The 2,011-nt window shown below is 72.8% G+C and carries 2 protein-coding genes; both read right to left on the bottom strand.

Going from position 1 to position 2,011, the window contains the following annotated elements; all coding sequences use genetic code 11:
• Window positions 1–783 (bottom strand): hypothetical protein (locus CCN72_RS37235; protein WP_086812686.1); only part of this gene is annotated, 783 nt, incomplete at its 3' end.
• Window positions 780–1,745: an ABC transporter ATP-binding protein gene (locus CCN72_RS37230; RefSeq protein WP_086812685.1), complete on the bottom strand. Its 966-nt coding sequence runs from the start codon at window positions 1,743–1,745 to the stop codon at window positions 780–782. The genes CCN72_RS37230 and CCN72_RS37235, both read right to left, overlap by 4 nt.
• Between the last annotated feature and the right edge of the window lie 266 nt (window positions 1,746–2,011).

Genomic DNA, 2,011 nt, shown 5'->3' with positions numbered 1-2,011 from the left:
GACCAGGAGCCCGGCGCCGGGGGCCAGTGAGGTGGCGTCGTGGGTGAGGGCGTACATCGCCTGGCCCGCGTTGCTCGGCAGATAGGGGCCGATGCCGTCCTGCCAGGAGCTGGGCAGCAGGGAGGCGAGACCGGGGACGAGCATGAAGGTGGCGACCAGCACGGAGATACCGCCGGCCACGGAGCGCAGCAGGGCGCCGAGGGCCGTACCGATGACGCCGACGAGGCCGAGGTAGAGACCAGCGCCGAACAGGCCCCGGAGCACGCCGGTGTGACCGATCGTCAGGGCGGCGGAGGTGTCGGAGACGACGCGGCTGCCGATGAGGAAGGCGACGAACGCGCCGACCGTGCCGACGACGAGGGCGACCAGCCCGTACACCGCCGCCTTGGACCACAGCACGGGCAGCCGGCGCGGTACCGCCGCCATGGTGGAGCGGATCATGCCGGTGGAGTACTCCCCCGCCGTGACCAGCACCCCCAGGACGCCGAGGGCGAGTTGGGCGAAGTTGGCGCCGAAGAGGGAGAGGCTGAGGGCCGTGGAGCGGGCGAAGTCCTTGTCCATGCGCGGCGAGCCGATCATGGACTGGTAGCGGTAGGCGGCGATGACGCCGAAGACGACGAGGAACAGCAGTCCCAGGCCGAGGGTGATCCAGGTGGAGCGCAGGGACCAGAGTTTGGCCCATTCGGAGGCCAGGACGCGGCGCCCGGTGACCCGGTAGGCGGGGCGGCCGGGCGCGGCCTCGGAGTTCCCCGCGGCTGAGGTGGTCTCGGTCAGGGTGCTCATGCGGCGCTCCCGGTGCGGTCGGTGCCGGTGGTGGTACCGGTGGCGTCGGCGCCGGTCGTGCTGCCGTGGTACTCGACGGCGTCCCTGGTCAGGTCCATGAAGGCCGACTCCAGGGACACCGCCCTGGTGCTCAGTTCGAACAAGGGGATGCCGTGTTCGGCTGCCTTCAGCCCGATCTGCCGTGCGCTCAACCCGCTGACCTGGAGTTCTTCCGAGCCGACCCGGCCGGTGATCTCCACACCCGGCCCGGCGAGCACCTCCCGCAGCCGTCCCGGGTCCTCGGTGGCGACCCGGACGCTGTCACCGCCCGCCTCGCGCACCAGGTCCCGTACGGTCGTGTCGGCGAGCAGCCGCCCCCGGCCCACGACGATCAGATGGTCCGCGACCTGGGCGACCTCGCTCATCAGGTGGGAGGAGACGAAGACCGTGCGGCCCTCCGCCGCGAGCGAGGTGAGCAGGTTGCGGATCCACAGGACGCCCTCGGGGTCGAGGCCGTTGACCGGCTCGTCCAGCATCACCGTGCGGGGGTCGCCGAGCAGGGCTGCGGCGATGCCGAGCCGCTGTCCCATGCCGAGCGAGAAGGAACCGGCCCGCTTTCCGGCGACGCTGCCGAGCCCCGCGAGCCCGATCACCTCGTCGACACGGCGACGCGGGATGCCGTGGGTCAGCGCGAGCGCCCGCAGATGCTGGTAGGCCGAGCGCCCGGGGTGCACGGACCTGGCCTCCAGCAGGGCGCCGACCTCCTGGAGCGGGGCGCGGTGCCCGGCGTACCGGCGGCCGCCCACGGTGACGGAGCCGCTGGTCGGGGCGTCGAGGCCGACGATCATGCGCATGGTGGTGGACTTCCCGGCGCCGTTCGGGCCCAGGAATCCGGTGACGGTGCCGGGCTTGACGACGAAGTCCAGTCCGTCGACCGCCGTCTTCTCGCCGTACCTCTTGGTCAGTCCTCGTGCCTCGATCATGCGGGCTCCCTCTGTCGCGGACCGCGGCGTCCGCCGCACCCTCGTGGGCGGCGGCGTCCGTCACGTCTGACGTCTCATCCGCAACGCTAGGCGCCGAAACCCCGCAAACCCGTGGTACTGGGGGCTGAACGGGGCAGAAGGGGTGGTACCGGGGTACTACGCCCGGCCGCCGGGCCCCCGCGGGCCGCTGTGGTGGTGCCGGTGCCGTGCCCCGTCCGCGGCGGCCTCCAGGGCGGCGGCGAGCGGGGCACGGCACCGGCACCACC

The sequence above is a fragment of the Streptomyces murinus genome, assembly GCF_002154555.1.
GTDB classification, from domain to species: Bacteria; Actinomycetota; Actinomycetes; order Streptomycetales; family Streptomycetaceae; genus Streptomyces; species Streptomyces murinus.
The sequence above is the reverse complement of the archived record's forward strand: the minus strand, read 5'-3'. Positions and strand labels throughout refer to the sequence as shown.

What these genes read in the sequence shown, in the direction of transcription:
- CCN72_RS37230 (WP_086812685.1), bottom strand. Translation starts at nt 1,745, where the DNA reads ATGATCGAGGCACGAGGACTGACCAAGAGGTACGGCGAGAAGACGGCG.